Annotated in this window: 21 protein-coding genes; 11 read left to right on the forward strand and 10 right to left on the reverse strand. The window is 71.2% G+C overall.

Annotated elements, in window-relative coordinates; all coding sequences use genetic code 11:
• Nucleotides 1–2: 2 nt before the first annotated feature.
• From PS467_RS01355 to PS467_RS01380, 6 genes are read right to left on the reverse strand one after another with little or no spacing between them, the layout of a single operon-like run.
• Nucleotides 3–1,445 carry an aspartate ammonia-lyase gene (locus tag PS467_RS01355; protein ID WP_311033549.1) on the reverse strand — a complete coding sequence of 481 codons (1,443 nt, stop codon included), beginning with the start codon at nucleotides 1,443–1,445 and terminating at the stop codon, nucleotides 3–5.
• Nucleotides 1,436–2,107 (reverse strand): hypothetical protein, encoded by a 672-nt coding sequence (locus PS467_RS01360; RefSeq protein ID WP_311033550.1) that lies wholly within the window; start codon nucleotides 2,105–2,107, stop codon nucleotides 1,436–1,438. Before PS467_RS01360 ends, PS467_RS01355 begins: the two co-directional genes overlap by 10 nt.
• The gene (locus PS467_RS01365; protein ID WP_311033551.1) at nucleotides 2,104–3,267 is read right to left on the reverse strand and encodes a M20 family metallopeptidase; all 1,164 of its coding nucleotides are present in this window, start codon (nucleotides 3,265–3,267) and stop codon (nucleotides 2,104–2,106) included. Before PS467_RS01365 ends, PS467_RS01360 begins: the two co-directional genes overlap by 4 nt.
• Nucleotides 3,267–3,941 (reverse strand): DUF1028 domain-containing protein, encoded by a 675-nt coding sequence (locus PS467_RS01370; protein WP_311033552.1) that lies wholly within the window; start codon nucleotides 3,939–3,941, stop codon nucleotides 3,267–3,269. Before PS467_RS01370 ends, PS467_RS01365 begins: the two co-directional genes overlap by 1 nt.
• Nucleotides 3,938–4,408: a RidA family protein gene (locus PS467_RS01375; protein ID WP_311033553.1), complete on the reverse strand. Its 471-nt coding sequence runs from the start codon at nucleotides 4,406–4,408 to the stop codon at nucleotides 3,938–3,940. The genes PS467_RS01370 and PS467_RS01375 overlap by 4 nt, the downstream gene beginning before the upstream one ends.
• An 11-nt stretch (nucleotides 4,409–4,419) precedes the next feature.
• The gene (locus PS467_RS01380) at nucleotides 4,420–5,703 is read right to left on the reverse strand and encodes a flavin-containing monooxygenase (RefSeq protein WP_311033554.1); all 1,284 of its coding nucleotides are present in this window, start codon (nucleotides 5,701–5,703) and stop codon (nucleotides 4,420–4,422) included.
• Nucleotides 5,704–5,858: 155 nt separating this feature from the next.
• Between PS467_RS01380 and PS467_RS01385 the strand changes: the two genes are divergently transcribed.
• Entirely contained in the window at nucleotides 5,859–6,422 is a 564-nt protein-coding gene (locus PS467_RS01385) for a GNAT family N-acetyltransferase (RefSeq protein WP_311033555.1), read from the forward strand.
• 120 nt (nucleotides 6,423–6,542) lie between these two features.
• Nucleotides 6,543–8,516 (forward strand): alpha-glucuronidase family glycosyl hydrolase, encoded by a 1,974-nt coding sequence (locus PS467_RS01390; RefSeq protein WP_311033556.1) that lies wholly within the window; start codon nucleotides 6,543–6,545, stop codon nucleotides 8,514–8,516.
• Here PS467_RS01390 and PS467_RS01395 read toward each other — a convergent pair.
• Both PS467_RS01395 and PS467_RS01400 read right to left on the reverse strand, forming a co-directional pair.
• A complete protein-coding gene (locus PS467_RS01395) occupies nucleotides 8,422–9,546 on the reverse strand; it encodes a M20 family metallopeptidase (RefSeq protein WP_311033557.1) in 1,125 nt (374 codons plus the stop codon). The genes PS467_RS01390 and PS467_RS01395 overlap by 95 nt on opposite strands.
• A 32-nt stretch (nucleotides 9,547–9,578) precedes the next feature.
• Entirely contained in the window at nucleotides 9,579–10,616 is a 1,038-nt protein-coding gene (locus tag PS467_RS01400) for a LacI family DNA-binding transcriptional regulator (protein WP_311033558.1), read from the reverse strand.
• Between the two features lie 155 nt (nucleotides 10,617–10,771).
• On the opposite strand from PS467_RS01400, the gene PS467_RS01405 reads away from it, so the two are divergent.
• The 8 genes from PS467_RS01405 to PS467_RS01440 are packed head-to-tail and all read left to right on the forward strand — an operon-like array spanning nucleotide 10,772 to nucleotide 17,877.
• The gene (locus tag PS467_RS01405; RefSeq protein WP_311033559.1) at nucleotides 10,772–11,656 is read left to right on the forward strand and encodes a BtpA/SgcQ family protein; all 885 of its coding nucleotides are present in this window, start codon (nucleotides 10,772–10,774) and stop codon (nucleotides 11,654–11,656) included.
• Nucleotides 11,653–12,588 (forward strand): carbohydrate kinase family protein, encoded by a 936-nt coding sequence (locus PS467_RS01410; protein ID WP_311033560.1) that lies wholly within the window; start codon nucleotides 11,653–11,655, stop codon nucleotides 12,586–12,588. The genes PS467_RS01405 and PS467_RS01410 overlap by 4 nt, the downstream gene beginning before the upstream one ends.
• A gap of 13 nt (nucleotides 12,589–12,601) precedes the next feature.
• Nucleotides 12,602–13,612, forward strand: coding sequence for a substrate-binding domain-containing protein (locus tag PS467_RS01415; protein WP_311033561.1), 1,011 nt, complete (start codon nucleotides 12,602–12,604; stop codon nucleotides 13,610–13,612).
• Nucleotides 13,612–14,379, forward strand: a complete 768-nt coding sequence (locus PS467_RS01420) for an ATP-binding cassette domain-containing protein (RefSeq protein WP_311033562.1) — start codon at nucleotides 13,612–13,614, stop codon at nucleotides 14,377–14,379. Before PS467_RS01415 ends, PS467_RS01420 begins: the two co-directional genes overlap by 1 nt.
• Nucleotide 14,380: 1 nt before the next feature.
• The gene (locus tag PS467_RS01425; protein WP_311033563.1) at nucleotides 14,381–15,400 is read left to right on the forward strand and encodes an ABC transporter permease; all 1,020 of its coding nucleotides are present in this window, start codon (nucleotides 14,381–14,383) and stop codon (nucleotides 15,398–15,400) included.
• A 32-nt stretch (nucleotides 15,401–15,432) separates the two neighbouring features.
• Nucleotides 15,433–16,455 (forward strand): phosphotriesterase family protein, encoded by a 1,023-nt coding sequence (locus PS467_RS01430; RefSeq protein ID WP_311033564.1) that lies wholly within the window; start codon nucleotides 15,433–15,435, stop codon nucleotides 16,453–16,455.
• Between the two features lie 46 nt (nucleotides 16,456–16,501).
• Nucleotides 16,502–17,248 (forward strand): glutamine amidotransferase, encoded by a 747-nt coding sequence (locus PS467_RS01435; protein ID WP_311033565.1) that lies wholly within the window; start codon nucleotides 16,502–16,504, stop codon nucleotides 17,246–17,248.
• Nucleotides 17,245–17,877: a TenA family protein gene (locus tag PS467_RS01440; protein ID WP_311033566.1), complete on the forward strand. Its 633-nt coding sequence runs from the start codon at nucleotides 17,245–17,247 to the stop codon at nucleotides 17,875–17,877. The genes PS467_RS01435 and PS467_RS01440 overlap by 4 nt, the downstream gene beginning before the upstream one ends.
• 14 nt (nucleotides 17,878–17,891) lie before the next feature.
• Here PS467_RS01440 and PS467_RS01445 read toward each other — a convergent pair whose 3' ends face one another.
• Nucleotides 17,892–18,599, reverse strand: a complete 708-nt coding sequence (locus PS467_RS01445) for a hypothetical protein (protein WP_311033567.1) — start codon at nucleotides 18,597–18,599, stop codon at nucleotides 17,892–17,894.
• A 113-nt stretch (nucleotides 18,600–18,712) separates the two neighbouring features.
• On the opposite strand from PS467_RS01445, the gene PS467_RS01450 reads away from it, so the two are divergent.
• A complete protein-coding gene (locus PS467_RS01450; RefSeq protein ID WP_311033568.1) occupies nucleotides 18,713–19,309 on the forward strand; it encodes a TetR/AcrR family transcriptional regulator in 597 nt (198 codons plus the stop codon).
• Nucleotides 19,310–19,573: 264 nt separating this feature from the next.
• Here the strand turns inward: PS467_RS01450 and PS467_RS01455 are convergent, their stop codons facing one another.
• Complete coding sequence (locus tag PS467_RS01455) at nucleotides 19,574–20,752, reverse strand: MFS transporter (RefSeq protein ID WP_311033569.1); 1,179 nt, start codon at nucleotides 20,750–20,752, stop codon at nucleotides 19,574–19,576.
• Between the last annotated feature and the right edge of the window lie 29 nt (nucleotides 20,753–20,781).

Consider the following 20,781-nt stretch of genomic DNA (forward strand, 5'->3'; position numbering starts at 1 on the left):
CCTCAGTGCGCGGGCCGGCCGGTCAGGGAGGCGGGGCTGGTGAGCACGCGGAGTTCCGCCTCGGTCAGCAGCTCGCGCTCTCGTACCAGGTCGAGCGCGGGCCGGCCGGAGTGGTGCGCCTCCAGTGCGATGGCGCAAGCGGTCTCATAGCCGAGTGCGGGGCTGAGCGCGGTGACCAGGCCGGTGGAGGCGGCGACGGCCTGTGCGAGTCGGTGCCGGTTGGCGGTGATGCCGCGGACACAGTGCTCGGTGAGGACGGCGATCCCCGCGGTGAGGTGGTCGAGGCCGGCGCTCAGGCTCCGGTAGATGACCGGCTCGAAGGCGTTGAGCTGGAGCTGGCCGCCCTCGGCGGCGAGAGTGACGGTCACGTCGTTGCCGATGATCTCGAACGCGATCTGGTTGACCGCCTCGGGGATCACCGGGTTGACCTTGCCGGGCATGATGGACGATCCGGCCTGGCGTGCGGGGAGATTGATCTCGCCGAGCCCAAACTGCGGTCCCGAGGACAGCAGGCGCAGATCGTTGCAGATCTTGGAGAGTTTCACCGCGATCCGCTTGAGCACGCCGGAGAGCTGGACGAAGACGCCGACGTCCTGGGTGGCCTCGATGAGGTCGGGCGAGGACTGAAGCGTCGGTATGCCCGTCAGCCGGCGCAGGTGCTCCACCGCGCGCTCCCGGTAGCCCGAGCGGGCGTTGAGGCCGGTGCCGATCGCCGTGCCGCCGAGGTTGAGCTCATGAAGCAGCAGCCTGGCCTCCGCGAGCCGCTGCTCGTCCTCGGCGAGCGTGGCGGCGAACGCCCCGAACTCCTGGCCCAGCGTCATGGGCACGGCGTCCTGCAACTGGGTGCGGCCCATCTTGAGTACGTCGGCGAACTCTGCGGCCTTGGCTTCGAAGGCTCCGCGCAGGCGGGCCAGTACGGCGAGCAGTTCGGCGATGTGCGCGTCCAGCGCCAGTTTCACCGCGGTCGGATAGACGTCGTTGGTGCTCTGCCCGAGGTTGACGTGGTCGAGGGGGTGCAGGGCGGAGTATTCCCCGCGGCGCCGCCCGAGGAGTTCCAGGGCGCGGTTGGCGATCACCTCGTTGGCGTTCATGTTCGTCGACGTGCCGGCGCCGCCCTGGATGAGGTCGACCACGAACTGCTCGTGCAGCGCGCCGTCGCGGATCTCGGCACAGGCGTCGGCGATCGCCGACGCGAGGACGCCGTCCAGCGCGCCGACTTCGGCGTTCGCCAAGGCCGCTGCGTGCTTCACCGTCGCCAGGGCGCCGATCAGGTGCGGCCGGGCGGCGAGCGTTTCCCCGGTGAGGGGGAAGTTGGCCACCGCGCGGGCGGTGTGCGCCCCGTAGTAGGCGTCCACGGGCACCTCGACGTCACCGAGCATGTCGTGTTCCGTCCGGTGCCCGTCGCTCGCCGGGGCGGTGTGCTGGGGGCCGGGAGTCAGGGGCATCGGTGTCCTTGGGGTCGTCGGGGATCGGGGGGGCCGGCGAACGGCGGGCTCGGACGGGGTCCGGGAGCGGTGAGGCTCCGCGGCAGGCGCGTCCCGGACGCGGTGGTCGTCGGGCTCGTGGTGGTTTCCGCCCGCCCGGGTGCGTCGGCCGTCACCGCGTACCGGCCGGGGCACGGCCGGGCGAGGCCGGCGTCCGGCACCACGGCGGTGTCCGCGCACGCGGTCACCGGCACCCCGCGCGGGCGGCCGGGCGGCCACGCCGCGTGCCAGGGGTGTCCCTCGGCGGCCCCGGAGCGGATCCGCGGGGCGGACACGCGCTCGCCACCCGGAACCACGGCGGGAAGGACGGTCGCCTCCCCGCCGTACGTACCGCGACGGTCCGCGCGGCGCGCCTCGTCCCGCGGCCGGGTCAGCGCCCTCGGCAGGCGGTCCGGTGCGGGCAGGCCGAGCGGGTGGCGCGCGAGGGTGACCGCAGCGGCCGGTACGCCGGGGGCGCCGGCGCGCCGCCGGGTGGCCGTGAGCGGCCGCTGGCGGCCGCGGCGCACCCCGGCGAACCGGCCGGTGGTGACCGCCACCGCGCCGGATCCGGACGGGACACCGCCCAGATCCGTCCACCGCATACGGCCGGCTCGCGGGACCACGGCGGCGATCGCCCCTGTCATGCCGCCGCTCCCCCGGCCGGCGCGCTCCGGTCCACACCGGTCCAGGCCAGCGCCATCGCCCCGTCGAGCAGGGCCCGCTGGGCCTTCCCGCCCACGCAGTACGCGGCGAATTCGTGCTGGTGGTTGGTGGCGGGCAGCGAGCCGATGCCGATGTAGGGGTGGATGGCGGGCACCACCTGCGAGACGTTGCCCATGTCGGTGGAGGCCCGGTTCATCCGGGCGGCCTGGCCGGGCGGCGCGAACTCCCGTCCCAGGGCGAGGGCGTTCGCACGGTAGTGCCCGAGCGCGGTCTCGTCCGTGCGGAACTCCGCGTACGGCTTGCTCTCCGGTTCGATCTCCAGCGCGCACCCGGTCGCCAGCGCCCCCGCCTCGAAGGCCCGCATCACCCGTGGCTCCAGCTCGGCCAGTTCGGCCAGGCTCTCCGCCCTGACGTACCAGCGGCCGGTGGCCCGCTCCGGGATGGCGTTCGGCGCGTCCCCGGCGTGGGTCACCACACCGTGCACCCGGGCCGAGGCCGGCAGCTGCTGACGCAGCAGCCCGATCGCGACCTGGGCCACGGTGAACGCGTCGGCCGCGTTGACCCCGGCCTCCGGGTAGGCCGCGGCGTGCGCGGACTTACCCGTGTAGGAGATCTTGGAGTGGCTGACCGCGAACGGCCGTGCCTCGGCGACGTCGACCGGCGCCGGGTGCACCATCATCGCGAGGTCCACCCCGGCGAAGGCGCCGCGGTCGAGCATCTCGATCTTTCCGCCGCCGCCCTCCTCCGCCGGGGTGCCGTAGACCTCGACGGTGAGGCCGGCGTCGTCGGCGACGGCGGCCAGGCCCAGCGCGGCGCCGACCGAGCCGGCCGCGATGAGGTTGTGTCCGCACGCGTGACCCAGGCCCGGCAGCGCGTCGTACTCGGCGCACAGCGCGATCCGGACGGGCCCGCCGCCGAACCGGGCGAGGAAGGCGGTTTCCAGACCCAGATAGGAGGAGGTGACCTCGAACCCGGCGCGGTCCAGCAGCTCCGGTACGGCGGCCGCTGCCCGGTGTTCCTCCCAGGCGGTCTCCGGGTCGGCGTGCAGCCGCTCGGAGAGGCCGATCAGCTCCTCGGCGTGCCGGTCGATCTCATGCCGGGCGGCCTCTTTCAGCGCCCCCGTCACAGACAGCGCCCCCATCACAGATCGCCGGGAACGCCGTAGGAGGGCGCGGAGCCGGGGTCGAGCCCACGGCGCACGTAGTCGTCCCGCTGCGGCAGCCAGACCGCGAGGAGCTCGGCGAGCCGGTCGACCGGGTCGTCGGCCCAGTCCACGCGCAGGTCGGTCACCCGCCAGTCCACGTCCGCGACGACCGCCAGGCCCGCGGAGTGCACCGGCCCCTCCTCACCGCCGGCCGCGACGGCGGCCTTCAGGGCGGTGATCAGCCGCTCTTCCAGCTCCCCCGTGGCGGCGGAGTACGCGTCGATCAGGACGCCGGGGATGTGCTCGCCGCACAGCATGTTGCCGGCCGCCACCGCCCCCTCCGCGGTGGCCGAGGCGTGCTTGCCCAGGGTGCGTGAGCCGCTGTAGGCGAACCCGGGCCCGGAGCGGCCCAGCACGGTCAGCTGACGGTAGGCGATGGACGTCGCGTTCCGCGCCGCGCCGGTGACGTCGGCCAGCGCGCGCCGTGCGTCGCCGTGCTCCGCCAGCCCCTCCAGCAGCCTCGTGCCGAGCGTGGGGTCGGTGACGTTCTGCGAAGCCGCCGCGCCGACCCCGGGTCGCAGATGGGCGACCCGGGCGGCGACCGCCGGACTCGACGAACTGGCCGCGATGCCGAACCGCTCGCCGTCGCGGACCACCAGGGAGAACGTCATGCCTGGCCCTCCTCGGGGATCACGGCGACGGCGTCGATCTCGCACAGCCACTCCGGACGGGCCAGGGCCGACACCACCAGGCCGGTGGAGATCGGGTGGACGCCCTTGGTCCAACGGCCCACGGTGCGGTACACGGCCTCGCGGTAGCGCGGGTCGACCAGATAGATCGTCAGCTTGACGAGGTGCTCCAGGCGGCTGCCCGCCTCTTCGAGCAACATCTTGATGTTCGCCATCGCCTGCTCGGCCTGGGCCCCGGCGTCGCCGATGCCGACCGACTCGCTGGTGTCGAGGTTCTGGCCGATCTGGCCCCGGACGTACACCGTGTTGCCGGCCACGACGGCCTGGCAGAGGTCGTTGTCGAGGTTCTGCTCGGGATAGGTGTCGCGGGTGTTGAACGGGCGGATCCGGGTGTGCCCGCCGGCGACGATCGGGGCCTTCACCTGGCGGCCCTCGTTCGTGGAGGTCATCGCTTCGCTCCTCAGTTCTGCCGGGTCGCCGGCGCGGCGCCGGGCCGGTCGGTGGTGCCGTACGCGAGATAGCCCCGCTGGGTCGTGATGTGGTCGGCGACGTAGCGCGCGTCGTGCCAGACCCCCCAGATGAAGCTCGACCCGCGGCGGGACAGCCAGGGCAGGCCCAGGAAGTAGACGCCGGGCTCGGACGACACGCCGCGCCGGTGGTCCGGCCGGCCGTTCTCGTCGAACGCGTCGACCTCGAGCCAGCTGTAGTCGGTGGCGAAGCCCGTCGCCCAGACGATCGAGGTGACTCCGGTCCCGGCCAGGTCGAGCTCCAGCCGGGGGTCGGCCAGGCATTCCGGGTCCGGCCCGAGGATGTGGGCCTGTGGCTCCTCGGGGAGGTCGAGCCCATTGCGCTCGACGTACTCATCGGCCGCCCGGAGGAGCTCGAGGTACTTGGCGTCGCCGAGCGCGATGTTCGTGGCGAGATCCGGTGCGAAACGCAGCACGCCGTCGTCGTAGGACGCGGTCAGACCGACCAGCTCGATACCGTCGGCGGCCAGGGCGCGGAAGTCCACGGTGTGACCGCCGTGGGCACCGCTGACCGCGATGGTGACGTGTTCGGCACCTTGCGGGGGCGTCTCCGCGTCCCAGCGCCCGAGCACACCGAGCCACCAGCAGAAGTCACGTCCGCGGTACTGGCGGGGAGGACGGTCGTGCGGACCGACGGAGAGGAAGACCCGGCGACCGGACCGGCGCAGCTCGTCGGCGATCTGAACCCCTGAGGAGCCGGCCCCGACCACGAGGACCGCGCCCTCGGGCAGCTGCTCCGGGTTGCGGTAACCGCTGGAGTGGATCTGCACGGGGACGGCACCGTCCGGGACGATGGGCGGGATCACGGGCCGCTGGAACGGTCCGGTCGCCGCCACGACGAAGCGCGCGTCGATGGCGCCCTCCGACGTCTCGACCCGGAAGCCGGGCCGGCCGGTGTGCCTCCGCACGGAGGTCACCTCGACACCGCACCGGATCGGGGCACCTATCTTCTCGGCGTACGCGACGAAGTAGTCCGCGACCTGCTCCTTCGAGGCGAAGGCATCGGGATCGACGTCGGAGAACTCCAGCCCCGGGAACCGGTCGTGCCACGCGGGCCCATTCGCCACCAGGGAATCCCACCGCCCCGAGCGCCACCGCTCGGCGATCCGGTGCCGCTCCAGGACGATGTGCGGTACGCCGTGGGCTCCCAGGTGCTCGCTCACCGCCACGCCCGCCTGGCCCGCCCCGACGACGACTACCTCAGTCTCTTCACTCAACGTTCAGCCTCCACTCAGGCGGTAGTCCATCCCGGTGTCGCGTTGACCGTGCTACCGCATGAGGAATCCTTGGACACGGCCGTAACTCTGTCCAACAGATGTTTCCGCTGTATGCGATCTGTTTTACAGATTCAGACGCCCTCGTGAATTGGGGCATGATCAGCGGTATGACCACTGAGCCAGCCATCCTCGACGCCATGGAACTGACCTCCGACCCGGAGCTGGGGGTCCGGTTCGCGGAGTCGGCCCACCAGATCCTGGCGGACCTGGTCAGGGGAGGTGCCGCGCTGGGCTGGGTCGAACCACCGGCGCGGGATGAGGTGGCGGAACTTCTTGGCCACGTCGTCTCCGCGGTGCAGGCCGGGGATGCGGCCTTGCGGGCCGCCTACCTCGACCGTCGGCTTGTCGGGTTGGGGTACTGGCTCCGCTACGCCCGCCCGACCCATCGGCCACACGCCGACCTTGAGAAGATCGCGGTGGATGCCGCTGCCCATGGCCGGGGTATCGGTCGGGCGCTGACCGCAGCCTTGATCGCTGACGCCCGCGAGACGGGTATCGAGGTCCTCACTCTGGACGCCCGTGGCGACAACACCACTGCCCTGCGCCTCTACCGGTCGCTGGGCTTCACCGAATACGGCCGCCTGCCCGGCTTCGTCGCCGTCGGCGAACACCGCTACGACAAGGTCTTCTACATGCTGGACTTCCGTCGGCAAAGCTGACCAGACCTGTGTCCTTTTGTGGTTTGTTGTGTTGACATGTGTCGCCCTGCGTGTGACGGTTGCGGAGCCTGCTCCTGGCCTGGATGTGCACTGTTCGTTCAGCAACGGAAAGTGAGAGTCATGAGCTCAGGAATACGGCGCCGCAGCGTCCTGTCCGCGGCCGCTTTAGGAAGCGCGGTCGGTTCGCTCGGTCTCTCCGCGCCGGCGTCGGCACAGCCGGTCCTCGGCGCCGGACCGTCGACGGCCGCGCCGCCCGCCGAGGACGGGTACGACCTGTGGCTGCGGTACCGGCAGGTGGAGGATTCCGGTCAGCTCGAGCGGTACCGGGCCGCCCTGGGGACCCTGGTCCGGCAAGGCGGCGGCCCGCTCCAGCAGTCGGCGGAGGACGAGTTGGCCCGCGGGCTCACCGGGCTGCTCGGTACACCGGTGGTGCCCCGCGCCACCGCCCCTTCCGGCGCGGCGCTCGTGGTGGGCACTCCGACGAGTTCCGCCCTGATCCGAGAGCTCGTCCCCGCGGCCGACCTGGCCGAGCTGGGTGACGAGGGCTACGTCATCCGCCGGGTCACCAAGCGCGGCAGGGACCGCACCGGGGTGGCGGCCCACGCCGACCGCGGTGTGCTCTACGGTGCGTTCCACCTGCTGCGGCTCGTACAGACCCGACAGCCGCTGGAGCACCTCGACCTCACGGAGCGCCCGGCCGCCCCGCTGCGCGTGGCCGACCACTGGGACAACGCGGACGGTTCGATCGAGCGCGGCTACGCGGGCCGGTCCTTCTTCGACTGGGAGAAGCTGCCGCGGCTCGACGACCGGTACACGGACTACGCGCGTGTCCTGGCCTCGATCGGCATCAATGGCGCCGTGATCAACAATGTCAACACGCCCGCGGACTACCTCGCCGAGCCGTTCCTCACCAAGCTGGCCGCACTCGCCGGTGTGCTGCGCCGCTACGGCGTCACGCTGTATGTCACGGCGAACTTCGCCGCCCCCATCGACCTGGACGGGCTGGACACCGCCGACCCCTTCGACCCGGGGGTGCGCGGCTGGTGGACGAAGAAGGCCGAGGAGATCTACGGCAAGATCGAGGACTTCGGCGGCTTCCTGGTGAAGGCCAACTCCGAAGGCCGCCCCGGGCCGTTGGACTACGGACGCACCCACGCCGACGGGGCCAACCTGCTGGCGGGCGCGCTGAGACCGTACGGCGGGATCGTGATGTGGCGGGCGTTCGTGCACGACGGTGACGAGAAGTGGGACCGGCAGGCCTACCTCGACTTCACGCCGCTGGACGGGAAGTTCGCGGACAACGCCGTGGTGCAGATCAAGAACGGGCCGATCGACTTCCAGGTCCGCGAGCCCGCCCACCCCCTCTTCGGCTCGCTGCCGCGTACCAACTCGATGATCGAACTCCAGGTGACGCAGGAGTACACGGGGCACGCCACCCATCTGTGCTATCTGGTTCCGCAGTGGAAGGAAGTCCTGGACTTCGACACGCTCAAGGCCGGCGAGGGCAGCACCGTGGCCCGTGTCGTGACCGGCCGGGTGCACTCCTACCCGCACTCCGGATTCGCCGGCGTGATGAACTTCGGCGATGCCAGGAACTGGACCGGCTCACACCTGGCCGCCGCCAACACCCACGGCTACGGACGGCTCTCCTGGAACCCGGAGCTGTCCGCGCAGGACCTGGCCGCCGAGTGGACCCGGATGACCTTCGGCAACGACCCCCACGTCGTCACGACGGTCTCCGCCCTGCTTCTGGACTCCTGGCGCACCTACGAGGACTACACCTCGCCGCTGGGCACGGGATACCTCACCCATCCGCCGGACGGCTCGGTGACGGAGCACTTCGACCCCAGCCCGACGACGACTGTCCGCGAAGGAGGGCCAGACCTGGCATCTCAGCGCCTGCGTCGTCCTGGCGGAGGACCAGGAACGGGCCTGACGGGATTCCGTCGGGCCCGAACCGTGGGCGACACACCGGCGATCACCAGGCGCATGGCGCCGGTCAGGCCACGCGGTATCGCCCGAGCCTGCGCAGCAGCCGGTGCATCGCCTCCGCGGACTCGGTCATGGCGGCCAACGAGCAGGATTCATCGGTGACATGGGCCTGATCCGGGTCGCCCGGTCCGTACACCACCACCGCGGGATCGCCGAGCCGGCCGGTCAGCACCGAGGCATCGGTGAAGTAGGTCGCGTACTCGGCCGGGCGGGCCGAGGAACCGGGGGCCAGGATCTCCTGCGCTTCGGCGGCCGCTGACGGGTCGGTGGCGACACCGGGCAGGTCCAGCAGCCGGTCGAGGCTGATGCCGTCGCCGCACAGCCGGGAGATCTCCGCGACCGCCTCATCTCGTCCGAAACCGGGAACGGTACGCACATCCAGCCGCATCTCGGCGCGGTCCGGAACCAGGTTGGGCTGCTCGCCCGCGTGGAACGTGCCGATGTTGACCGTTGCCGGGCCGTGTGTCGGGCTCACCGGCCAGTCTTCGTGCCCGTGGATCCTGACCGCCGCGGCGGCGAGCGCGGCGATCGCGTTGCTGCCCAGCTCCGGACGGGAACCGTGCGCGGAGATCCCCCTGGCCGTCGCGGCGAGCCACAGGACGCCCTTGTGCCCGAGGACGGTCCGGTTGCCGGTCGGCTCGGCCACGATGAGCAGGTCGGTGGGGGTGAGCGAGGCCGCGGCGATCTCTTCGGCCCCCTCGCAGCCGGTCTCCTCACCGAAGGTGAAGATCAGCTGCACCGCGGTGTCCCGCGGGTTTTCCCGGGCGGCCCGTATCGCCGCCTCGACCTGGCAGGCGACGCCGGCTTTCATGTCGCTGCTGCCGCGGCCGAGCAGCCGGCCGTCGCGCAGCTCCCCGCTCATCGGGTCGAACGACCAGCCCGACGGGTCGGCGGGCACGGTGTCCAGGTGTCCGGTGAAGGTGACCGGCACCCGCGGTACCGCGGGCCCGAACCGGGCGACGACATTGGCCCGGCCGGGTACCGGCTCCTCGACCCGGACCTCGAACCCCGCGCCGTCCAGCCGGTCCGCGACCAATGCGGCGGCCGGTGCCTCCCGGCCGCCCCGGGTGTCGATCCGCACCAGTCGCCGCGCGAGGTCCGTCACACCGCGCCATGCGTCCGCGTCGCCCATCGGGGCCCTCCTCGGGTTGGGGTGAGTTGCCGTCATGTGCGGTCCCGGGGCGCTTGTGTGGCCCGGGTGCTGTCGCGCACCACCAGGGTCGGCACGAGGGAGATGTGCGCGTGCGGGCCGCGCTCGGTGTCCTTGGCCAGGCCCGCCGCGGCCAGCAACCGTACCGCCTCCGCGGCGATCCGGTCACGGGGCTGATGGACCGTGGTCAGGGCCGGCTCGGCCAGCCGGGAGAACTCGATGTCGTCGTAGCCGGTCACCTGCACCTGCCGGGGCACCGCGAAACCGTGTGCCCGGCAGGCGCGCGTGGCCCCGAGCGCGATCAGGTCATCGGCGCATACGATCGCGTCCGGCAGGCCACCCTCCGCGATCAGCCGGGCGACGGCGGCCTCGCCCCACTCCACGCTGTAGTCGCCGAGCAGCACCTGATCCGGTTTCACCTCGATGCCCAGTTCCTCGGCGCGCCGCCGGAACCCGGCGAACCGCTGCTCGGTGGAGGAGTGCGTCATCAGCGAGCCGATGAAGGCCGCCGACCGCGCCCCGCCGTCGTGGAGGTGGTCCATGACCTGCCGCATCGCGGCGACGTCATCGACGCCCACCCAGTCGGTGGTGGTGCCGTCGACGAATCGGTCGAGCTGGACGAGCGGCAGCCGGTCCGCGGTCTGCTGCACGGCGGGCCGGCTGTCGGTGCCGTGGCTCGGGCTGACGATGATGCCGTCGACGTTGCGCGCGGCGAGCGAGGCCAGCCGGCGTGCCTCGATGCGCGGGTCGGAGCGCGCGTCGCACAGGAACAGCTCCTTGCCCTCTTTGCCCAGGGCGTGTTCCACGCTCTCCACCAGGGAGGTGAAGAACGGGTTGGTGATGCTGGGCACGACCATCCCCACGGTGTCGGTACGGCTGTTGCGCAGTGCCCTGGCGATCACATTGACCTGGTAGCCCAGCTCATCGGCGGCGCGGCGGACCTTGCGTTCGACCGCGGCGGAGACCTGGCCCCGGCGGGAGAGCACCCGCGACACGGTGGCGGTCGAGACACCGGCCCGTTCGGCGACCTGAGCGATCGTGACCCGTTGCAATCGATTACCTTCCTGCCGGGAAACCTGGCCGTCACATGGCTCCAACACCGATGTGACCTGGCGCGTTGATTAAGCATAGAGCCTTGACACGGCCCCCGACCCCTGCCTACGGTCCACCGCAACTCAGCTGTAATCGATTGCACCGAGGTGGCGCGATGAAGACATCCGGGAGCACAAACGACCTAGGGGTGTTCCCGCCCCGGCCGAACGCGATTGAGGAACTGTTCGGCACCTCGAAGGTCGTCATCGGCGTGGTACATCTGCCACCGCTGCCCGGCAGCCCGCATTACCAGGGCGCCCCGCTGGACGAGATCTGCGCCTTCGCGGTCGAGGAGGCGCGGGCCTATCTGGAGGGCGGCTGCCACGGGCTGATCGTGGAGAACCACTGGGACATCCCGTTCCTCAAACCGGGCGAACACGGCTATGAGACATCGGCGGCGATGGCCGTGGTGACCGACCGGGTGCGGCACTCCCTGCTGGAGGATGCCGGCGGCAGGCTGGGGGTCAGCGTGCTGTCCAACGCCGCCGAATGCGCGATCGCCTCCGCCTGGTCCGGCGGCGGCGGGTTCGTACGGGTCAACCAGTGGGCCAATGCCTATGTCGCCAACGAGGGCATCATCGAGGGCCAGTCGGCACACGCCACCCGCTATCGCAGCCGGATCGGCGCCGGCCCGGTCAAGGTCTTCGCCGATGTGCACGTCAAGCACGGTTCGCACGCCATCGTCGCCGACCGCACGCTGGCCGAACAGACGGAGGACGCCGAGTTCTTCGGCGCCGATGTGCTGATCGCCACCGGCTCCCGGACCGGGGACGCCGCCTCACTGGAGGAGGTCGAGGGCATCGCCGCCCACACCACCCTGCCGGTGGTGATCGGCTCCGGTATCACCGCGGGCAACATCGGCGGCCTGCTGCCCGCCTGCGACGGTGTGATCGTCGCGTCCTCGGTGAAGGACAACGGCCGCTGGTGGGGCCGGGTCGACCAGGCCAAGGTCCGCGAGCTGACCGCCGCGGCGGCCAAGGCCGGAGTGGTGCTCCCGTGATCGTCTTCTGCGGGTACGCCAACATCGACCTGACCGTCGGTGTTCCGGAGCTGCCCGCTCCCGGTGCCCGCGTGCAGGCGACCGCCATCCGCCATGGCCACGGCGGGATGGCTGCCAACGCCTCGGCGGCCGCGGCCCGGACGGGGGCCGATGCGTGGTTCGCCGGCGTGGTCGGACCGGATCCGCAGAGTACGGCGTTCCTCGCCGCACTCGCCGCCGACGGGGTCCGCACCGACTGGACGGCCCGCACCGGCACCCTCACCACCGCTGTCGTGCTGCTCACCCCGGACGGTGAGCGCGCCGTCATCAGCCAGGACGACGAGCTGGACGCCCAGCACATCGTCCGCACGGCGCGGGCGGCGCGCGAGGCCGGGGCGGACTGGCTCTACCTCGACGGCTACCGCTTCCCCGAGGCCGCCGCCGCGCTGGCCGAGGCCGCCGCCGGCGCCCCGGCCGGGGAGCCCGGACCCGGCCTGGTGGTGGACCTCGACGGCTGCGACCGGGTCGAGGCCCTGCGCACCGCGCTGGCCACGGCCGATCACGTGGTCATCGGCCGGCCGCTGGCCGTCGCGCTGCTCGGCGGAGAGCCGGCCCTGGCTCGGGCCGCCGCCGAGATGGACGTCCATCTGGTCGTGACCGACGGTTCGCGCGGCTGGACACTGCTGACCCCGGCCGGCGAACGCCACGACGGCCCGGCGATCGAAGTGGACACGGTCGACGCCACCGGGGCCGGGGACTGCTTCACCGGCGCGTACTGCGCCGAACTGGACCGGGGCCGGCCCCCGCTGGAGGCGGCGCGCTTCGCCGCCGTCGCCGCCGGCCTGTCCTGCACCCGGCCCGGCGCCCGGGAGGGGCTGCCCGACCGGCGGGCCATCGACTCCTGGCTCGAAGCCCACGCCACTTTTGCCCCGGAGCGGGCCCGCTCCCAGTAGACAAGGAGAGCAGATGCGCCAGACAGTGACGGCCGTGGTCGCGCTGGGCCTGCTGCTGACGACCGTCGGCTGCGACACCCAGGCCCGCCGCGAGATGGCGGCCGAGAAGAAGAACACCGAACAGGGCCCACCGCCGCCCGCGGAGGTCGCCGACTCCTGTACCGTCCGCGGCCACACTCCGAAGATCGGTATCGTCCCCATCAACCTCCAGGCGCTGTTCTTCAACCAGATCAACACCGGCGCCCGGACCGTGGCCCGCAAGGCCGGTGTCAAAACCCAGATCGTCAACGGCAACGACGACTCCGCCACCCAGGCCAACGCCATCGACGACCTGGTCGCCAACCACTACGACGCCATCATCGTGGACGCGGTCGACACCGAGGGCATCAAGCCCGCCATCCGCCGGGCCAAGGCGGCAGGCGTGCCGGTCGTCGCCGTGGACGCCACCGTGGATGACCCCGCGGTCTCCGTCCAGGTCGGCACCGGCAACGTGGAAGGCGGCCGGCGGATCGGCGAGGCCCTGCTCAAGACCGCCGGCAACCGCGGTGGTGTCGGCGTCGTCGGCGCGCTCAACAGCACCATCCAGAACGAGCGGCAGAAAGGATTCACCGACACCGTCACCGCCAAGGGCATGAAGATCCAGAACGTGGTCGACGGCCGCAACATCCAGGAGAACGCCCAGACCGCCGCCGAGAACCTGCTCACCCGCGACCCCGGCCTGAAGTACGCCTACGCCACCGGGGAGCCCGCGCTGATCGGCCTGGCCGCCGCCGTGGTCAGCCAGCACCGCACCGAGGACCTCAAGGTCGTCGGGTGGGATCTGTCCAGCCAGGCCGTCGACGGGCTGCGGGACGGCTGGATCACCGGCGTCCTGCAGCAGAACACCTTCCGGTTCGGCTACGAGGCCATGAATTCCGCGATCGACCTGGCCTGCGGCCGCGCCACCCGCAAAAACGTGCCCGTTCCCACCCAGCTGGTGACCCCGGACAACGTCAAGAACTACCTCTACTACCTGGAGAAGTGATGGGCGAGAGCGCGCTGGTCTCCCTGAGAGGAATCACCAAATCGTTCGGCGCCGTCCGCTCGCTGCGCGGCGTCGACCTGACCCTGGCCCCGGGCGAGGTGCTCGGCCTGGTCGGCGACAACGGCGCCGGGAAGTCGACCCTGATGAAGGTCCTGGCCGGTGCGGTGCAGCACGATGGCGGGCAGATCTCCATCGACGGCCGCGACGTCCGCTTCACCAGCCCCGCCGACGCCCGCCGCGAGCGGGTCGGCATCGTCTACCAGGACCTCGCCCTGTGCGACACGCTCGATGTGGCCAGCAACCTGTTCCTCGGCCGTGAACCGCGCAAAGGCCCCTTCATCGACCGCGCGACGATGCACGCCCGAGCGGCCGAAACCCTCTCCGAACTGCACGTCCGGGTGAAGTCCACCTACCAGGAGATCGGCGAGCTGTCCGGAGGACAGCGGCAGGCCGTGGCGATCGCCCGAGCGGTGTCCTTCCGCCCGCGCGTGCTGATCCTGGACGAGCCCACCGCCGCGCTCGCCGTCGCCGAGGTGCGGCAGGTGCTGAAGATGATCCGCGACGTCGCCGCCCAGGGCGTCGGCGTCATCCTGATCACCCACCGATTGCAGGACCTGTTCGAGGTCTGCGACCGGATCACCGTGATGTACGAGGGGCGCAGCGTCGAGGACGCCCCGATCTCCGAACTCGACATCGAACGGCTCGTCGCCATGATCACTCGATCCGACGTCACGACCGGCGGGCCCGGCACCACGGAGGTGGCCTGAGATGAGCGCCGACACCGCGATGCGCACCACCGCCGTACTGGGCCGGCCCCCGGGCCGCTGGCAGCGCGCCAACAAGGCCACCGTGGCCATGCTCGGCGTGGGCGTCGCACTCTTCCTCGGCTTCGGTATCGCCGCCCCCAACTTCCTGACCTTCACCAACCTGTCCAACCTGGCCACACAGGTGGCGATCACCCTGATCGTGGCGGTCGCCATGACCTTCGTGATCAGCACCGGGCAGATCGACCTGTCCGTGGGATCGATCCTCGCGTTCACCGCCACCTGCACCGCCGAGATGCTCCAGGCCGGCTGGGACTCCTCCGTGGTGATCGTCGTGGCGCTGCTCGCCGGGCTCTTCTGGGGCGCGGTCAACGGATGGCTGTCGGCCTATCAGAAGATCCCCCCGTTCATCGTCACCCTGGCCACCATGTCGGTCGTCCGCGGCCTGGCACAGCTGTGGACGAAGGGGTTCTCCGTCCCCATCGACGCCCGGCTCTTCGTCGCCAAGCTCGGCGACGCCTCCTTCCTCGGACTGTCCGCGCTGGCCTGGATCGCCCTGGTCGCGGTCGCCATCGGAGCGGTCCTGCTGTCGAAGCTGCCGTTCGGCTCCTATGTCAACGGCATCGGCTCCCAGGAGGAGTCGGTGCGGCGAGCCGGGGTGAACACTGCCCGGATCAAGATGCTCACCCTGATGCTGACCGGTGTGGCCGCCGGCGTCGCCGGGCTGCTCACCGCGGCCCGGCTGGGCTCCGGCTCCGCCAACTCCGGGCAGGGCTTCGAACTCACCGTGATCGCCGCGGTCGTGCTCGGTGGCACCAACCTGTTCGGCGGCCGGGGCACCGTGCTCGGCACCGTCATCGGCGCCCTCATCACCGGAGTCATCGCCAACGGCCTCAACCTGCTCGGGGTGAGCCCGTTCCTCACCCCCATCGTCACCGGACTGGTGCTGCTCGCCGCGATCTGGCTGAACCTGCGCGGCCGGGCGATGGCCGATCTGTTCGCCCATCTGACGGGCCGCTCATGAGCGGCGGCCCCCTCCCCCGTACGGTGACCACGGTGACCGGCCCCGTGCCCAGCACCGGGCTCGGTCTCACCCTCACCCATGAGCATCTGCGCAACGACGTCCGCAAGGCCGCCACCACCCCGGCCGACCCCGGGCTCGGCCATCTGCGCGACGCCCGCACCACACCCGAACTGGCCTGGCTGCTGCGCGAGCAGCCCTACGCCTGCCTGGACCACTGTGTGCTCGACGACACCGAAGGGATGCTGGCCGACCTGCGCGCGTTCGCCGCCGGCGGGGGCGGCACGATCGTCGATGTCACCCCGGGCGGACTGGGCCGCGACCCGGAGGTGCTGCGCGCGCTGTCCGAAGACAGCGGAGTACGGGTCGTCATGGGCTGCGGCTGGTACCTGGAGCCCTACCACCCCCGCCCGCTGTCGCCGGCGGACGAGCGCCGGCTCGCCGTCGCCTTGCTGGCCGAGTTCACCGAGGGCGCCGACGGCACCGGGATCCGGCCGGGCGTCATCGGCGAGATCGGAGTCTCCCCACGGTTCACCGAGGGCGAGCGCACCGCGCTGCGCGCCGCCGCGCGTACCCAGCGCGAGACCGGTGTCCCCCTCTATGTCCACCTGCCCGGCTGGCAGCGCCGCGCCCACGAGGTCCTCGACCTGGTGCTGGGAGAGTACGGGGTGGCGCCGGCCGCCGTGGTGCTGTGCCACATGGACCCCTCGCACGCCGACCCGGACTATCAGCGGTCGGTCGCCGACCGCGGCGTCTGGCTCGAGTTCGACATGATCGGCATGCCGTTCCGCTACCCCGGCGAGGGGCAGTCCCCGGCACCCCACGAGACCGCGCACGCGATCGCCGGGCTCATCGCCCGCGGCCACGGTGACCGCCTGCTGCTCAGCCACGACGTGTTCCTCAAGAGCATGCTCACCGCCTACGGCGGCAACGGCTTCCGCTATGTGCCGGAGCTGTTCCTCTCCCGGCTCGTCGAGCACGGCGTTCCCCAGCGAACCGCGGCGGACCTGCTGCGCGCCAACCCGGCCCGGCTGTTCGAACACGCCGCCTCGTCCTGACCACCGTCCCAGCGTTTCCCCCGATCCCCGCACCAAGGAGCACCCCGTGAGCCGTGTCCTGATAGCCGGTGAGAGCTGGATCTCCCAGTCCACGCACATCAAGGGAGTCGACTCGTTCACCACCAGTACCTATGTGACCGGCGTCGAACCGTTGCGCCGGGCGCTGGAGGGCCGCGGGCACCAGGTCGCGCACCTGCCCGCGCACCTGGTACCCGGGCAGTTCCCGGGCGATGCCGAGGCACTCGCCGCCTACGACGTCGTCATACTCTCCGACATCGGGGCGAACTCCCTCCAGCTCGCCCCCGAGGTGTTCGAGCAGGGCACGCCGGGTGCCGACCGGATCGACGCACTGCGCGGGTGGGTCGGCGACGGCGGCGGGCTGCTGATGGTCGGCGGCTACCTCTCCTTCACCGGTTTCGAGGGCAAGGCCGCCTACCGCAACACCGCGCTGCACGAGGTGCTGCCGGTCGAGCTGCTGCCCGAGGACGACCGCGTCGAACTCCCCGCGGGCGGCCGCCCGTCGGCCGTCGGCACCGGCCATCCCGCCCTCGGCGGTGTGACCGGCGAGTGGCCGCTGCTGCTCGGCTACAACCGCGTCCGGCCGCGTCCCGGCGCCGAGGTCCTGGCCACCCTGGGCGGCGATCCCCTGGTGGCGGTGGCCGAGTACGGCTCGGGACGGTCGGCGGTCTTCACCTCCGACTGCTCCCCGCACTGGGCGCCCGCATCGTTCTGCGAGCAGTGGGACGGCTACGCCCAGGTGTTCGGCGGCCTCGTCGAATGGCTGTCCCGATGAGCCGGAGCCGGTCCGAGCAGCTCCTCGAGGCCGCTGCCCCGACCATGGACCGGGCGCTGCGCATGCGTTTCGTCACGGAGGTCACGGCCGGCACGATCAGCGACGCCGACTACGCCGACTACCTGGAGATCGAGGCCGCGTTCGTGGAGACGGCCACCCGACTGCACGGACTGGCCGTGTGGGGCGCGCCCAACCGGACGGCGCTGGAGCGCAACGCACGGGCGGTCCACGCGCTGACCACCACCCAGGCGGACTACTTCCGCGAAGCCCGCGCCGCCTGGCCCGTCCCCGCCCGGCCGGACGCCGCCCGGCGGGCCGAGGTGTTGTCGCGGTACGCGCTCGACGTGGCACGGGAAGGCGGCTACCCGGCGGTGATGACGATGCTGTTCGCCGCGGAGAGCCTGTACCTCACCTGGTGCACCCGGGCACATGAGCGCGGCACCGTCCCCGAGGGCGCGATGAGCGCATGGGTGTCGCTCCATGCCGACCAGACGTTCCGGGACGGGGTACGGGCACTGGCAGCGGAGGTCGACGCCCTGCCGGACGACCTACCCCAGGAGCGGCTGACCCGCTGGTTCACCGGCATGCTCGAGGCCGAAATCGCCTTCCATGACGCCGTGTTCGGGTAGCCGAAAGGTCGTGCTCACCGGGTCGCGGCCGCCGCGTTGCGGATCCAGCTGCGGAATTCGATCGCCAGGTGTTCGCAGTGCCCCTCGATCATCGAATCCGGGGCGGCGGACGGATAGATGACGCGTACGACGACGTCCGCGCCGGTATCGGTGTCCCGCGCTTGGTGCAGGCAGTACGCGAAGGGGGTGCCGTCATCCAAGCTGAGGAGAGCGTTCATCAGCGTCACCGGGTAGGACGCGTCGAGGTACGCGCCGACCGGAGCAGGCAGTTCGTGGGCCACCGAGACCTTGAACCGGGTGAGGTGGCCGCCGATCGTCTCCACCATCCCTCCGGTGTAGTTCGGCGGCTCCACGTAGTGCTCGGGGTGCGCGTTGACGAGCGACATCTTGTCCTGGAAGCGGCCGGTGCCGGCCTGGGCGTGGAACCAGCCGGCCAGGTCGGTGCCGCTGAGTCCGCGAACGTGGAATTCTGTGCGTGACTCACGGTAGGTGCCGCCCGAAGCCGAGATGAGCTCCTTCTGGTAACGGTCTCCGGCGTCTATCTGCTCGGCAAGGAGGTCCATCATCACCTGACCACTGGCTACCGTCTTCAGGTTCTTCAGGGCTCGCCGTGCGGCCTTCAGCTCCCACTGGTCGATTGCGGACTCGTCGAAGGTGCGGCCCATGGTGTGCACTTCGACTGTCACCGAGGTGGACGATTGCACGTCGGCACTGGCGCTCACTGCGTTTCCTTTCGTGACGCGACGCATCGCGCCGGTGCCGTGGCGAAGTGACCGGCGCGCGAGATGCGTTGACCTGCTTGTCGCAGGTCTGACAGCGACCCTAAGATGCATTCATGCATCTTGCAAGGTCGGAATCCACTCCCCGGCGTCGCCGGCATGGCGCAGAGCTCAGGGCCGCGCTGCTCGACGCCGCATGGGAGGAGCTGATGGAACGCGGATACGCGGGGCTCACCTTCGCCGCGGTCGCGGAACGCGCCGGCACCAGTCGGCCGGTCGTCAACCGCCACTGGGCGACCAAGGACATGCTCGTTCGTGATGCCATCGGCCGTGCCAGCGATCAGTTCTCGCTCGTCGACCCTGACACCGGGTCCCTGCGCGATGACACGATCGCGCTGCTCGAACAGCTCAACGGGGCGTTCACCATGTTCGCCGTGGCCATGACCGCACAGTTGGCCGCCTACTTCGAGGAGACGGGAACAACGCCTGCCGAGCTGCGTGCGTCCTTGATCGATCAGAGGTGGGCGCTGATCGAGTCCGTCACGCACCGCGCCGTCGAACGAGGGGAGATCGATGGTGCGAAGCTGACCTCACGCATCGCGCGGTTGCCCTACGACTTGCTCAGACACGAAGTACTCATGGACCTGAGGCCGATGTCTTCCCAAGCCATCCAGGAGATCGTCGATACCATCTTCATCCCCGTGGTCACCTGAGGTGAAGCGCAACGAGCCCACTCCGCATGCGGAGTGGGCTCGTCCCCTGAGCGCTGGGCAGGCCTTGCACCTGCATCTCCCCGCAGGAAGCGGGGTGTCTTTCCTTGGACCACCAACGCGCGGCCGGCTGCCCGGAGTTCGGGCGGCCGCGACAAGATCAAGCATAGCGCACGGTACCGACCAGCCGCCTCCGCCGTGATCCCCTTGCCGGCTGCTTCGACGAGCGCTACGACCTCCGCGACGCCGACCGTTCGCCGACGCCGTTCACGGGGTACGTGCGGGGCGGGCGGCAGGCGTGGCGAAGGATGCCGCCACCACGAGTATCAGGACCAGGAACAGCGCGTTGCGGAGTCCGAAGCGTTCGCCGAGATGGCCGAGTGAGGGCGGTCCCACGAGGAAGGCGACGTAGCCGAGGGTGGCGGCGAGGGAGACCCTCGCCGCGGAGTCGTCGCCGGAGCCGCCGGCCGCGGAGAGCGCCACGGGGAAGCCCAGCGACGCGCCGATGCCCCACAGCACGGCGGCTGTCGCCGCGACGGCCTGGTTGTCGACCAGGATCACGAGTGCGATGCCGACGGCGCCGATGACCGCGCTGGCGCACAGGGCGGCCGCGTGTCCGTAGCGGTCGACGAACCGGCCGCCCGCGAAGCGGCCCACGGTCATCGAGGCCGCGAAGACCGCGAACACGGCCGATCCGAGCGCGGGGTCGAAGCCATGACCGTCGACCATGACCAGCGGCAGCCAGTCGTTCGCCGTTCCCTCGGCCATGGCAAGGGCGAGGATGATGCCGCCGATGAGCAGCAGTTTCGGCTCCCTCCACACCGGGGGGCGCGCGGCGTCCCGCGGGTGCGTTCCGCTGTCCTGGCCGGTTCGTCGGCCCACCCCGGCAGGAACGTAGCGGATCATCGGCACCAGGACGGCCAGTACCACGGCGGCGACGACGGCGAGATGCCACAGGACGGGGAACGAGAGGGCGGTGAGCAGCATGCCGACGACCGCGCCGGCCACCGTGCCGAGACTGTAGAAGCCGTGCATCGCGGGGAGGGTGGACCGGCCGAGCAGCCGTTCCACCTCCGCCCCTTCGACGTTGAGGGCCACCTCACCGCCGCCCATCCCGAGGCCGATGAGTCCGAGCCCGAGGGCCACGACCGGATCCGCGCCCGCCGCGGCCCCCACACCGATGACGCCGGATCCCGCGGCGGTCGCCAGCGTTCCGGCCGCGATGACGGGCCGGGCGCCCCAGCGGGACACCAGCGGCCCCGAGCACAGGATGCCCACCATGGACCCCACCGAGAGCCCGAACAGGACCAGGCCCATGCGTCCGGTGGAGGCCCCGAGCAGGTCGCGCACGTCGGGGGTGCGTGTCACCCAGGACGCCATGGCCACGCCGGGCAGGAAGAACAGGGCGAACACGGCGATCCGACGCCGACCGAGACTGACCGTCACAGGGATGCCTCCAGCAGATGGCCGAACAC

This window comes from Streptomyces luomodiensis (assembly GCF_031679605.1).
In the GTDB taxonomy this organism is placed as follows: Bacteria; Actinomycetota; Actinomycetes; order Streptomycetales; family Streptomycetaceae; genus Streptomyces; species Streptomyces luomodiensis.